Annotated in this window: 12 protein-coding genes; 7 read left to right on the top strand and 5 right to left on the bottom strand. The window is 72.5% G+C overall.

Annotated features, from left to right (window positions below):
- Positions 1 to 29 precede the first annotated feature (29 nt).
- From ACZ3UD_RS23155 to ACZ3UD_RS23145, 3 genes are all read left to right on the top strand, one after another.
- On the top strand, positions 30 to 221 hold the full coding sequence (locus ACZ3UD_RS23155; protein WP_465590708.1) for a hypothetical protein: 192 nt from the start codon (positions 30 to 32) through the stop codon (positions 219 to 221).
- A 174-nt stretch (positions 222 to 395) separates the two neighbouring features.
- The gene (locus ACZ3UD_RS23150; RefSeq protein ID WP_465590707.1) at positions 396 to 2,438 is read left to right on the top strand and encodes a thioredoxin domain-containing protein; all 2,043 of its coding nucleotides are present in this window, start codon (positions 396 to 398) and stop codon (positions 2,436 to 2,438) included.
- A gap of 69 nt (positions 2,439 to 2,507) precedes the next feature.
- On the top strand, positions 2,508 to 3,371 hold the full coding sequence (locus ACZ3UD_RS23145) for a GNAT family N-acetyltransferase (protein WP_465590705.1): 864 nt from the start codon (positions 2,508 to 2,510) through the stop codon (positions 3,369 to 3,371).
- Between the two features lie 5 nt (positions 3,372 to 3,376).
- Here the strand turns inward: ACZ3UD_RS23145 and ACZ3UD_RS23140 are convergent, their stop codons facing one another.
- A complete protein-coding gene (locus ACZ3UD_RS23140; RefSeq protein WP_465590702.1) occupies positions 3,377 to 3,703 on the bottom strand; it encodes a hypothetical protein in 327 nt (108 codons plus the stop codon).
- 88 nt (positions 3,704 to 3,791) lie between these two features.
- Between ACZ3UD_RS23140 and ACZ3UD_RS23135 the strand changes: the two genes are divergently transcribed.
- Positions 3,792 to 4,586 (top strand): alpha/beta hydrolase, encoded by a 795-nt coding sequence (locus tag ACZ3UD_RS23135; protein ID WP_465590699.1) that lies wholly within the window; start codon positions 3,792 to 3,794, stop codon positions 4,584 to 4,586.
- Positions 4,587 to 5,163: 577 nt separating this feature from the next.
- On the opposite strand, the gene ACZ3UD_RS23130 is transcribed toward ACZ3UD_RS23135, so the two are convergent.
- Entirely contained in the window at positions 5,164 to 6,120 is a 957-nt protein-coding gene (locus ACZ3UD_RS23130) for a hypothetical protein (RefSeq protein WP_465590696.1), read from the bottom strand.
- 238 nt (positions 6,121 to 6,358) lie between these two features.
- Here ACZ3UD_RS23130 and ACZ3UD_RS23125 point away from each other — a divergent pair, with 238 nt between their 5' ends.
- Both ACZ3UD_RS23125 and ACZ3UD_RS23120 read left to right on the top strand, forming a co-directional pair.
- Positions 6,359 to 7,015, top strand: a complete 657-nt coding sequence (locus tag ACZ3UD_RS23125; protein ID WP_465590693.1) for a papain-like cysteine protease family protein — start codon at positions 6,359 to 6,361, stop codon at positions 7,013 to 7,015.
- A 9-nt stretch (positions 7,016 to 7,024) separates the two neighbouring features.
- Complete coding sequence (locus tag ACZ3UD_RS23120; protein ID WP_465590690.1) at positions 7,025 to 7,879, top strand: hypothetical protein; 855 nt, start codon at positions 7,025 to 7,027, stop codon at positions 7,877 to 7,879.
- 73 nt (positions 7,880 to 7,952) lie between these two features.
- On the opposite strand, the gene ACZ3UD_RS23115 is transcribed toward ACZ3UD_RS23120, so the two are convergent.
- Both ACZ3UD_RS23115 and ACZ3UD_RS23110 read right to left on the bottom strand, forming a co-directional pair.
- Positions 7,953 to 8,609, bottom strand: a complete 657-nt coding sequence (locus tag ACZ3UD_RS23115) for a TetR family transcriptional regulator (protein WP_465590687.1) — start codon at positions 8,607 to 8,609, stop codon at positions 7,953 to 7,955.
- 8 nt (positions 8,610 to 8,617) lie between these two features.
- Positions 8,618 to 10,201 (bottom strand): MFS transporter, encoded by a 1,584-nt coding sequence (locus ACZ3UD_RS23110; protein ID WP_465590684.1) that lies wholly within the window; start codon positions 10,199 to 10,201, stop codon positions 8,618 to 8,620.
- A gap of 303 nt (positions 10,202 to 10,504) precedes the next feature.
- Here ACZ3UD_RS23110 and ACZ3UD_RS23105 point away from each other — a divergent pair, with 303 nt between their 5' ends.
- On the top strand, positions 10,505 to 11,065 hold the full coding sequence (locus ACZ3UD_RS23105; RefSeq protein ID WP_465590681.1) for a hypothetical protein: 561 nt from the start codon (positions 10,505 to 10,507) through the stop codon (positions 11,063 to 11,065).
- Here the strand turns inward: ACZ3UD_RS23105 and trhA are convergent.
- On the bottom strand, positions 11,036 to 11,728 hold the full coding sequence (gene trhA, locus ACZ3UD_RS23100) for a PAQR family membrane homeostasis protein TrhA (protein WP_465590678.1): 693 nt from the start codon (positions 11,726 to 11,728) through the stop codon (positions 11,036 to 11,038). The genes ACZ3UD_RS23105 and trhA overlap by 30 nt on opposite strands.
- Positions 11,729 to 11,970: the final 242 nt, after the last annotated feature.

Raw genomic sequence — 11,970 nt, 5'->3', positions numbered from 1 at the left:
CTCGCCGTGAGCCGGGCCACCATAGAGATATGAGTGCCCCCGTGAACCTCGTCCACTTCGCCGCTGACCTCGCCGTCGACGACGCCAAGGTCACCCCCGGTCTCCTCGGCTTCGTCGTCTTCGCCGCGCTCGGCGTGGCGACGTGGTTCCTGGCCAAGTCGATGAACCGGCAGTTCAAGAAGGTCGACTTCGCGGAGGAGCCGGAGGCTCCCAAGGAGTGACCCCCGCTGCGGACCGGCTTCGGTGAGGCCGGTCCGGCGGGCATCCGGTAGCGGGTGTCGGGTGTCCGGCGCCCGTCGGCGGGTAGCGGGTAGCGGGATCGGCGCGAGCGGGGCCCGGGCTGGCGCGTGTCCCGGCTGACACGCGCCAGGGCCCCGATGCGGGAGGATGGGGGCATGCCGAACCGTCTCGCGGACGCGACCTCGCCCTACCTGCTGCAGCACGCCGAGAACCCGGTCGACTGGTGGCCTTGGGGCCCCGAGGCCTTCGCGGAAGCGGAGCGGCGCGGCGTGCCCGTGCTGCTGTCCGTCGGCTACGCCGCCTGCCACTGGTGCCATGTGATGGCCCACGAGAGCTTCGAGGACGCCGAGCTCGCCGGATACCTGAACGAGCGGTTCGTCGCGGTCAAGGTGGACCGGGAGGAGCGGCCCGACGTCGACGCCGTGTACATGGAGGCCGTCCAGGCGGCGACCGGGCAGGGCGGCTGGCCCATGACGGTGTTCCTCACTCCTGCGAAGGAGCCGTTCTACTTCGGCACGTACTTCCCGCCCGAGCCCCGGCACGGGATGCCGTCCTTCCGGCAGGTGCTGGAAGGCGTGGACGCCGCCTGGCGGGACCGGCGGCAGGAGGTCGGCGAGGTCGCCGGGCGGATCCGCGCCGACCTGGCCGATCGGGCCGCCGTCTACTCGGCCGGCGCCCACCACCCGCCGGGCGAAGCCGACCTGCACCAGGCGCTGGTCGCCCTCAGCCGGGAGTTCGACCAGAACCGCGGCGGCTTCGGCGGGGCGCCCAAGTTCCCGCCGGCCATGGTGATCGAGTTCCTGCTGCGCCACCACGCACGGACCGGCTCGACGGCGGCACTGGAGATGGCCGTCCGCACCGCGGAGGCGATGGCCCGCGGCGGCATCCACGACCAGCTCGGCGGCGGCTTCGCCCGGTACGCGGTGGACGCCGGCTGGGTGGTGCCGCACTTCGAGAAGATGCTGTACGACAACGCCCTGCTGCTGCGCGTCTACCTGCACCTGTGGCGGGCCACCGGCTCCGGACTCGCCCGCCGGGTCGCGCTCTCCACCGCCGACTTCCTGCTGCGCGAACTCCGCACCCCCGAAGGCGCGTTCGCCTCCGCGCTGGACGCCGACAGCCTGGACGAGGAGACCGGCGCCACCGCCGAGGGCGCCTACTACGTGTGGGAGCCCGGCCAGTTGGTCGACCTGCTCGGCCCCGCCGACGCCGCCACCGCCGCCCGGCTGTTCACCGTCACCGCCGACGGCACCTTCGAACACGGCACCTCCGTACTCCAACTCCTGGCCGACCCCGAGGACTTCACCGAGTACGAGACGATCCGCGCCCGGATGTCCGAGGCCCGGGCCGCCCGTCCCGTCCCGGCCCGCGACGACAAGGTGGTCGCCGCCTGGAACGGCCTCGCCATCGCCGCGCTCGCCGAGACCGGCGCCCTGCTGGAGCGCCCCGACCTCGTCGACGCCGCCGAACGCGCCGCCGACCTGCTGCTCGCCGTCCACCTCACCCCCGACGGGCGACTGCTGCGCACCTCCCGGGACGGCCGGGCCGGCGCCAACGCGGGCGTCCTGGAGGACTACGCCGACACCGCCGAGGGCTTCCTCGCGTTGTACGCCGTCACCGGCGAGACCTCCTGGCTGCAGCTGGCCGGCGGGCTGCTCGACACCGTGCTCAAGCACTTCACCGACGAGACCTCCGGCGCGCTGTACGACACCGCCGACGACGCCGAGGAACTCATCCGCCGCCCGCAGGACCCGACCGACAACGCCACCCCCTCCGGCTGGACCGCCGCCGCCGGCGCGCTGCTGACCTACGCCGCGTACACCGGCTCCGACCGGCACCGCACCGCCGCCGAACGCGCCCTCGGCATCGTCGGCGCGCTGGCCGGGCGGGCCCCCCGGTTCATCGGCTGGGGCCTGGCCGTCGCCGAAGCCCTGCTGGACGGGCCGCGCGAGATCGCCGTCGTCGGCCCCGCCGGGGATCCGGCCACCGCGGCGCTGCGGCGGGCCGCGCTGCTCGGGACGGCGCCGGGCGCCGTCGTCGCGGTGGGGGAGCCCGGGGACGCCGACGTCCCCCTGCTCGCGGACCGGCCGCTGGTCGGCGGGGCGCCCGCCGCGTACGTGTGCCGGCACTTCGCCTGCGAGGCGCCGACCACGGATCCGGCGGTGCTCGGTGAACGGCTCGGGACGGCCGTCGAGTAGACCCGATCGGCGTGGTTGGCGGGCGGATAATCGTTGGCGGGGAAAGGCCGGCCGGGGCGAGCATGGGCCATGACCTGGACCCTCAGCACCTCGCTCGACGGCTTCCGTGAGCAGGCCGGTGAGTTCCTGGCCGCCCGCCCGGCCGAGAACACCGTCCTGCTCACCATCGCCCACCGACTGGCCGAGGCCGGACTCGACGTGTTCGGGGAACGCCCGCCGGTCTTCGGATGGTGGCGCGGCGAGGAGGGCGGCCCCGTCGAGGGCGCCTTCCTGCAGACGCCGCCCTTCCCGCCCCGGCTCTCCTTCATGCCGTCGGTCGCGGCCGCCGAGCTGGCGGTGCGGCTGGCCGCCGCCGGAAGCGGGTTCACCGAGGTGACCGGGGTCGGCGGCGGAGCCGACGCCGTCCGCGCCTTCGCCGAGGCCTGGACGGCGGCCACCGGTGCCGGGCAGTCCGTCAGGGCCAGCGAACGCCTCTACCGCCTCGGCGAGTTGACCGACCCGCCACGCCCGCCGGCCGGCCGCCACCGGCTCGCCGAACCGGCCGACCGCGAGCTGGTGATCCGCTGGTACTACGAGTTCCTGTCCGAGGCCAAGGTCCGCCTCCCCGACGTGCCCAAGGCGGTCGACGAGAAGATCGCGAACGGCGACCTCCACCTCTGGGAGGACGACGGCCACCCCGTCTCCGTCGCCGGCACCAGCCCGGTCCTCGCCGGCATGTCCCGCATCGGCCCGGTCTACACCCCCGCGGACCGCCGCGGCCACGGCTATGCCAGCGCCCTCACGGCGGCCGCGTCGGCACACGCGCTCGGGCTGGGGGCGGAGGAGGTGCTGCTGTACACGGACCTGTCCAACCCGACAAGCAACTCCATCTACCAGCAGATCGGGTACCGGGCGGTGGAGGACGCCGTGGTGCTGGACTTCGAGGCGCGGTAGCCCAGTTACGCGTCCTTGGTCAGGTGGCCGCCGGTCGCGCCGACCACCTTCGTGCCGAAGGGGTCGGAGACCGGCGCGGCGGTGGGCGGCGGCAGGTGGTCGGCGTTCAGGTACGTCTGCGCGCAGGTGATGAGGTTGCCCCCGGCCGACTTCATGTCGTTGGAGAGCCCGTCCAGCAGGGCCTTCCAAGCGGTGCCGCACCCCGTCAGCGCCGCCCCGCTCCGCCAGCCGGCCAGGCTCCCGGCCGCCTTGCTGCTGGGCTCCACCAGCTTCGCCGTCCCCTCGGGGACCTTCCCGGCCACCGCCACCGCGTTGTTCCCGGCGGCGGTCAACTCGCCGGGCTTGACTGTGAATCCTGGATCCTGCCCCACCGATTCCCCCTGATAACCGTGTCCGCTGCGGACGCTATGGTAGCTGCGAGTGCCCAAGTGGGTACCGGTCGTAAAGGACGTGGGCAAGGGGCGGGCGATCCTCTCCTACGGGAACCCGGACACCGCCACCGACGTCTCCGCCTACGTGCCCGGTATCACGACTGACACCAACAGTCTGGGGACGTCGGGCAACGTCCACGACGGCACCAACGAGGCCGAGAACGCCCTGAGCGTGTACCGCGCCGCGAGCAGGAAGGCCCCGGCCGGCCACTCGGTCGCCTCGATCGTGTGGCTCGGTTACGACCCGCCGGGGATGGATTTCGGCGCCGCGTCGACGAGCGCGGGCAAGGCGGGCGCCCCGGCGTACGCGAAGTTCCTCAGCGGTGTGCGGGCGAGCCACGAGGGAAGCCCGCCGCACGTCACTGCGGTGGGGCACAGCTACGGCTCCTACCTGGTGGGCCAGGCCGTCAAGCTCTCCACCCAGCCCGGGTCGCACTACGCGCCCCCGGACGACGTGGTCTTCATCGGCAGCCCGGGCGTCGGCGTGGACAAAGCCTCTGACCTCAAGCTGCCGCCCGGCCACGTCTGGGCCGGTGCGGCCGAGAACGACCTCGTGACGTGGGCTCCATCGAAGCTCAGCCTCGACCCGGACGAACTCTGGTACGGACGGGACCCGTCCAGCAAGCACTTCGGTGCGAACCGCTTCACCGTTGACGACTGGAGCAGGGGCAACCCCATCGACGCGCACACCAAGTACCTGACGAGCCGAGGCGGCCCCTCGCTGGACAACATCGCGGCCATCGTCAGTGGCAGCGGGGACGTCAAGCTCAAGGGACAGGGATGAAGCGACCGCGGGGGGGGGGGTGGGTTGCTCCGTGGCCGCGATGGCCGTGCTGGCCATCGGGGTGGGGCTGTTCCACAACAGCTACGGTCCGATGGCTCTGAAGGACCGGGACACCACCCAGCTGAGCCCGGGTGAGGCGAAGGCGCAGTTCGCTTACTCCGGCGGATTCTACGCTGTGGACCGCGGGCCGGAGCACGCCGACGGTGAGCCGAGCCTGTTGTCCAGCATCAGGGAAGTGGTCTCGGTTCGGACTAAGGTGACCCCCGCGAAGGTGCCGGTGCTGCTGGACCGGATGACGCGGTTTCGAGGCGGCGACTGCCGGCGGTCCGACGGCACGGGCAACCTGGCGACGAACTACACCGAATCGAACTGCCCCGGACACGGCGACGCCCTGTTCACGCTATCGGTGGCCAGTTCCCCGGCCGACTCGACGGTGGTGGTGCGCCTGATCGCAGAGGCCTTCACGGTGCGCTACCAGCCAGAGAAGAACTACGGTGCCCCTCCGATCGGCGAGCGACCGGCCGGACACGAGCCCGCGCCCGACCTCGACGACCCGTACTGGTCGCACTGCCCTCCACTACTCCCAGTCCCACCTGATCCCCAGGATGCACGGCCGCACCGCCGTCGCCACCAGGTGTACGCAGCGGTGCCCGTCGAGCGTCAGCTCCTCCGTCTCGTAGGGTGCTTCGCCTGGGGAGTGCAGCGCGAAGCGGTGGCAGCGCACGGGTAACGCGGCGGGGTGGAAGGTGACCTGGAGGACGTACTGGCCGGCGCCGGAGTTGAAGCCGCGGACGTATTCGCAGCTGGGTTCCGGGGAGGGCGCGTCGTCGAAGCCGTAGCCGAGGAGGTGGGTGTCGCCGGCGCGGAGGCGGCGGTCGAGGAGGAGTTCGGCGGCGAGCAGGTGGTGGGCTCGGTCGCGGCGGATGCGGCCGGGGCGGCAGTTCTCCTCGGCGCGGACGCCGACGCGGGTGATGTCGCTGCCGGGGTCGCCTTGGTAGAGGGCGAGGTAGCGGTCGATGCCGTCGCGGTGGGCGCGTAGGGCGTGTTGGGAGTCGCGGCGGGCGAGTTGGCGGTCGGGGCCGATGCGGATGCGTTCGATGTGGGTGATGGTGTGCAGGCCGGTGTCGCGCGGGCTGGTCAGGGTGGCGAGCAGGTCGTCGACGGCGGTGGGTGGGGAGATCAGGTCGCGGTACGGGCGTACGGGCGGCCCGGTCGGGGCGGGGACGGTCGCGCGGCGGGGGCCGAGCAGTCGGGTGAGGGAGTGGTCGGGCAGGTCGAGGACTTCTTCCAGGGCGGCGACGGCGCGCAGTGATTCGGGGCGTTCCGGGCGGCGGCGGCCTTGCTGCCAGTAGCTGAGGCTGGTAACTCCGACGTGGACGCCGCGTAGTGCGAGGTGGCGGCGGATGCGGTGGAGGGCGAGGCCGCGGGCGGCGATGGCGGTGCGCAGGGCGAGGTGGAAGGGGCCGGTGCGCAGGGCGGCGGCGAGGTCGGCGGGGTCGCTCCGATGGATTTCGGCCTCCTGAGGGGCGGTCACGGAACCGGGTTTTGACCGTGAATATTCACATCCGTTCGCCCGTTTGTCACCGGTCCGGGCAGGTGGCGCTGCGGTTTCCCGGGCGGTGTTCACAGCTGAGCCGGCCCGTTCACACCTGAACTCGGGCCGGAGCGAAGCCCGTTGACCAGCCTCTGGCAACGGCGCGATGCTCGGGGCGCGATCCGGACCGCGCCCCCACGCAGCACTTCGCAACGCTCGTGCAAGGAGGCATTCCCCCATGCCAGTTCCACGGATACGACTGCGCCGCGCGGTCTCCCTGCTCGCCCTCGGCGTGCTGGGCCCGGCGCTGACCGCCGCGGTGAGCACTCCCGCGGCCGCTGCCCCCACGCAGGACCGGGCTCCGGCGCAGGTCCGCCGGGCGATCGAGCCCGGCAGCACGGCCGATCTGGCCGGCACGTTCAAGAAGCTCAACATCTCCATGCAGCAGCAACAGCAGACCAACTGGTGCTGGGCGGCGAGCGGGAACACCATCGCCACCTGGTTCGGCTACAACTACAGCCAGAACCAGTTCTGCAACGCCGCGTTCGGCCGCTCGATCGACTCCAGCTGCCCCAACAGCCAGGCCACGCTGGCCGATGTGCAGAACGGGCTGGACTGGGTGGGCATCACCCCTGGCTCGTACGTCACCGGCTACCTGCGCTACAGCACGGTGCAGTCGGAGGTGGACGCCAACCGGCCGATCGAGACCCGGATCCAGTGGAGTTCGGGCGGCGGGCACATGCACGTCCTGTACGGCTACGACACCGGCAACAACTGGGTCTACTGGGGCGACCCGTGGCCGTCCAACTACCGCTACAACTGGGCGGATTACTGGTACTACGTGAACAACGACACGTTCTCGTGGACCCACTCCCTGTACCGGATCGGCGCGTGAGGGGCGACCATGACCGAGCTCAGCAAGGCCCGTCGGGCCGCCGTGACCGCCCTGTTCGCCGCCGGCCTCGCGCTGGCGCTGGCCCCGGCCGCGCAGGCCGACACCCCGAGGGGCGCCGCCCCTGAACCGGTGCCCGCCGCCGACCTGGCCCAGGCGCGCGGCGCGGTCCAGGACCCCGCGGTGCTGGACAAGGTGGGCCACTTCTTCGCCCGCAAGGGCGTTCCGCCGACCCAGCAGCTGACCATCGGCGCCGCCGAGGAGGCGAAGGCGGCGAGCGATTCCGCGCCCCGGCTGACCGGGGACACCGTGCCGGTGTACGTCCTGGACGCCGGTTTCGTGGCCGGCACCCCGGGCGCGCCGGTGGCGAAGGCCGAGTTCACGGCGAGCAAGGTGGTCGCGGCGGACGGGCAGAGCGCCTCGGTCTGGACGGTTCGCCAGGGCGAGGACTGGCGGGTGGTCAACATCGCCTCCGGCGGCGACGAGAGCGACTACGCGGCGAAGGCGGCGGGCAGCGGCGGTGGCACCGCCTTCCGTGAGCCGCAGGTCAACGCCTGGTACGTGCTGCGCGACGGCCGGGTGCTGCCGCTGGATGAGGAGGCGAAGCGCTCGGTGGGCGCGGGCGGGGTGTCGTTGGCCGCGTACCAGCAGCTGGTGCACCAGCGGTACGGGGACAAGCTGCCCGGCTCGGCGTACGACCGGGCGGGCGAGGGCGGCGGCTACCGGGTGGACGCCGCCGGGGAGCCCGCGGCGGACCACGGCTCGGCGTCGACGGCGCTGCCGGCCGTGACGGCGGCCGCGGCCCTGGGCGCCACCGCGCTGGTGGGCGCGGGCGCGGTGCTGCGGCGCAGGCGCGGCACCCGCTGACACCCGACAGGCGGAGCACCCGCTGACACCCGAAGGGGCCCGGCTCGCCGAGCCGGGCCCCTTTCCTCCGTGTTCACACCCCGGCGAAGCCGCTCCCCAGCAGGGCGAAGGTGTGGTCGACCAGGTCCGCGATGTCCTCCCGGCCGTCGGCCGCGGCCCACTGCAGCACGGCCTCGGTGGTGGCGGCGCCGATGGCGGCTGCCGTGACCCGCATGTCGTAGGTGGGTTCCTCGACACCGGCCCGCCGGGTGAGGACGGAGAGGTAGAGCTCCCGCGGGCTGTTGCCGGAGCGGTCGAGTCCGGCGCGCAGCGCGGGGACCTCGGTGACCAGCCGCATCCGGGTCAGCAGCTCCTGGCGTTCGTGCTGGAGCAGGGCCCGGATCAGGTCGATGATCGCCTCCCGGCAGGAGGTGAGGAAGGGCTCGTCGGCGGGGCGGGCCAGCAGCGCGGAGACCATCGCCGGGTCGTACTCGTCGGAGAGGACGAGATCCTCCTTGGTGGCGAAGTAGCGGAAGAAGGTGGACGGCGAGATCTCGGCGGCGGCGGCGATCTGCTCCACCGTGGTGTTCTCGTAGCCCTGCTCGGAGATCAGCCGGTAGGCCTCGCGGCGGATGGTCTGCCGGGTCTTCAACTTCTTGCGCTCGCGCAGCGACAGCGGCGCCTCCAACAGCGCCTGGACCGGGTTGGTCGGGGCGTCCGGGAGGGCCACGGTCGGCTGCTTGGGAGTCATGGTGACGATTATCGGCGATCTCCGGCGGCGACGTGTTCGGGCGCGTCCGCGGCCGCGTCGGCATCCCCGCCGGCCGGCATCCGGGCCGCGACCAGTACCGCTGAGATCACCGCGACCAGCCCGGAGACCAGCAGCACCACCGTCATCCCGTGCACGTACGCCGCGTGCGCGGAGGCGCTGAGCGAAGGATGTCCGGAGGCCCGGGCGACGGCGTCGGCGGCGACCACCGACTTCCCGGCCCGGTACGCGGCCTCGGCCGGCAGTCCATCGGTGTCCAGCGCGGCCCGGTAGGCCCCGGTGAGCAGGCTGCCGAAGGCGGCGATGCCGATCGCGCCGCCGACCTGCCGCAGGGTCTGGAGCAGTCCGGAGCCGACCCCGGCCTTGGCGGGCGGCAGGGTGACCAGGGCGGAGGCCTGGGCGGTGATCAGCGACAGGCCCATGCCGAGGCCCAGGACGCTGAGCCAGACCGCGGCCCGTCCGTACCCGTCGGTGGGGCCGGTCCGGCTGCCGAACAGCAGCGCGCCGCCGAGCAGGGCCAGGCCGAGGGTGATCACGGTACGGGCGCCGATCCGGCTGACCAGCCGGTCGGTGAGCTTGGCGGCGACCAGCAGGCCGAGCATCATCGGCATCAGCCGCAGTCCGGAGCCGAGGGCGTCCGTGCCGAGCACGCTCTGGAAGTAGAGGGGCAGCACGAAGAAGGCGCCGAACAGGACGAGCGAGATCAGCGTGGCCGCGACGGCGGACCAGCGGAAGGTCCGGTCGGCGAGCAGGGCGAGGTCGAGCATCGGGTCGCGCCGGCGGCGGCTGCGCAGCACCAGCGCGGTGAGCAGGAGCACCGAGCCGACCAGGGTGGTGACCACCACCGGGTCTCCCCAGCCGGCGTCGGCGCCCTCGATGATGCCGTAGGTGAGCGCGCTCAGTCCGGCGGCGGCGAGCGCGGTGCCGGGCAGGTCCATCCGGGGTGCGGCGGGGTTGTGGCTCTCGGGCAGCAGCAGGACACAGGCGACGATGCCGATCGCGGTCAGCGGGACGTTGATCGCGAAGACCGAGCCCCACCAGAAGTGCTGCAGCAGGAAGCCGCCGATGAGCGGCCCGAGCGGGGCGCCGGCGGCGAGCGAGGTGGCCAGGACGGCGGTGGCCCGGCGCTGTTCGGCGGTGGGGAACAGCCCGGGGATGACCGCCATCGACATCGGCATGACGAGTGCGCCGGCCAGTCCCATTCCGGCGCGGGCGGCGATCAGGGCGCCGGGCGAGTCGGCGAGCATGCCGACGACGGAGGCGAGTCCGAACAGGGCGAGGCCGGTGGTGAGGGTGCTGCGGCGGCCGTACCTGTCGCCGAGCAGTCCGGCCGGGAGCATCGCGGCGGCGAACACCACGGTGTAGGCGTCGACGATCCACTGCTGCTGCCCGGTGCCGGCCTGTAACTGCGAGGCCAGGGTGGGCAGAGCGACGTTGAGGATCGTCATGTCGAAGCTGATCACCAGGACGCTGAGGGCGACGGCGACCAGGGCGAGCCAGCGGCGGGGGTCGGCGACCCCGGCGGTGGTGGCGGAAGCGGGCGGAGCGGCGGGCACGGTGACCTCCAGGGTCATCCGAAGGATAGTAGCTGTCAAATGACAGTAACTATCAAAAGAAGCCAGCCGTCAACATGACTCCCCACGGTAGGCGCGTAGCGGGATGGTCACGGTCCGTGACGTGTCCTGGAAGTGCTGCTTTCACACGCGGAATTGACGCAACGTTGATCTGTCGTTCGCCACCTGGAGGCAGCCCCGGGTGACTGTCGGTAGATACCATGTGGCAATCGGTCAGTGCTGACCGACGCGTGCCGAGAGCGGAGAAGGGGTGGGGCGGCAGGAGCCGACCACGAGCCCGGCGCCGGGAAAGGGGAAGCCGAAGTGGCCGACAGTGACGACAGGCGGGCGAGTGCCCAGGTGTGGGGCGCGGCCGTGGTGGTGGGTTCCGCGCTGGCCGTGGTCGCGGCCTATCTGATCAACGGCGCTGCGCTGGTCCTCGGGGTCGCCGGGGCCGAGGTGCTGCTGCTCATGGTGTACGTCGCGCGCCGCTGGCGCGCCCTGCACCAGCAGGTCTCCCCGGCCGGGCACCGTCCGCGGCGCGGCACCCCGGACGCGGCACACTGCGAGCGCTGCCGCCGGGCGCGCGAGGCGCTGGACGCGCGGGAGGCGCGTCGGCGGGGCGCGAAGGCCGCCCGCGCCGCGCGCCGGGAGTCCGGGCCGGAGTTCACGTCGGAGTTCACGCCGCAGTCGGTCGAGCCCGCGCGGGCCCGGCAGCCGGAGGCCGGCGCCGCCGACCACCCGCCGTACCCGCACCGCCCGCAGGGCCGGGCCCCGTACGAGCGGCCCTGGACGGCGGAACGGGCGGCCGCCCGGTCCGTGGACCGTGCGACCGCCCGTCGGAACGCGCCGGGTTCAGCCGACCGTGCTGTACGCCACCAGTGAGACGCCGACGTACTGCACGATGAAGGCTCCGAGGGTGAAGGCGTGGAACACCTCGTGGAAGCCGAACCAGCGCGGTGAGGGGTCGGGCCGCTTGAGCCCGTACACCACGCCGCCGATGCTGTAGAGCACCCCGCCGACGATCATCAGCACCAGGACGGCGACCCCGCCGGTGCGCAGGAAGTCCGGCAGGAAGAACGCGGCGGCCCAGCCCAGCGCTATGTACACCGGCGTGTACAGCCAGCGCGGCGCGCCGACCCAGAACACCCGGAAGGCGATCCCGGCGAGCGCCCCGCCCCAGACCGCCCAGAGCAGCACCTGCTGGCTGTTGCCCTTGAGCAGCAGGATCGTGAACGGCGTGTAGGTGCCCGCGATGATCAGGAAGATGTTCGCGTGGTCCAGCCGGCGGAGGACGGCGTCCCCGCGCGGGCCCCAGTTGAAGCGGTGGTAGACCGCGCTGACCCCGAACAGCATCCAGGCGCTGACCGAGTAGATCGCGCAGGCGATCTTGGCAGGCGTGGAGCCGGCCAGGCAGATCAGCACGATCCCGGCGGCGACCGTGGCGGGGAACATCCCGGCGTGCAGCCAGCCGCGCCACTTCGGCTTGCCCTCCCTGTTCTCGTCAGGGCTCTCCGGGAGGCGCTCGGCGAGCGCGGCAGCAGTCATGCGCAGCATGCTACCCGCTACCTACGCAGCCGTAGGTTACTGGCGCGTAATGAAGTGGCGATCATCACTCTTGGACGTTTTGGAGTATTTGGAGTGTGGCGCCGCGCACTCCGGCCGGGGCGTGAACGACCTGTTACTGGCCGGTAATCGTACTTACTGTAGTAAAAGATGCGTCAATTCCGCCGCTGCGCCGCATTCGGGCCCGAAGGCCGGGGCTACGCTGCAAGCACCCTCAGACCCCC

The sequence above is a fragment of the Kitasatospora sp. NPDC023118 genome, from assembly GCF_055560875.1.
This window is presented reverse-complemented; position numbering and strand designations above follow the sequence as displayed.